This is a genomic window from Clostridium sp. CTA-17 (genome assembly GCF_054767895.1).
Genome location: NZ_BAAABF010000035.1, coordinates 1 through 380 on the forward strand (window position 1 = coordinate 1; position 380 = coordinate 380).

Annotated in this window: 3 tRNA genes; all 3 read left to right on the plus strand. The window is 52.6% G+C overall.

Annotation, left to right across the window (positions count from 1 at the left end):
* Positions 1–69: 69 nt before the first annotated feature.
* The 3 genes from ACYUCG_RS15300 (at position 70) to ACYUCG_RS15310 (ending at position 308) form a co-directional block, all read left to right on the plus strand.
* Positions 70–145 (plus strand) — tRNA-His (locus ACYUCG_RS15300).
* A gap of 5 nt (positions 146–150) precedes the next feature.
* Positions 151–225: transfer RNA gene (locus ACYUCG_RS15305), tRNA-Gln, on the plus strand.
* Positions 226–232: 7 nt separating this feature from the next.
* Positions 233–308 (plus strand) — tRNA-Lys (locus tag ACYUCG_RS15310).
* Positions 309–380 lie beyond the last annotated feature (72 nt).

The window sequence follows — 380 nt, forward strand, 5'->3', positions numbered from 1 at the left end:
CAGCTGGATAGAGCAACGGCCTTCTAAGCCGTGGGTCAGGGGTTCGAATCCCTTAAGGTACACCATATGGTGGGCGTAGTTCAGTTGGTAGAGCACCAGATTGTGGCTCTGGGTGTCGCGAGTTCGAGTCTCGTCGCTCACCCCATATTTTGGGATATCGCCAAGCGGTAAGGCAACGGACTTTGACTCCGTCATTCGCAGGTTCGAATCCTGCTATCCCAGCCAAAAACTTGATTTGCTAGCTCAGTCGGTAGAGCACGTGACTTTTAATCACGGTGTCCAGGGTTCGATTCCCTGGCAGATCACCAAATTTAATTTGCAGATGTGGCGGAATTGGCAGACGCACTAGACTTAGGATCTAGCGCCTACGGCGTGGGGGT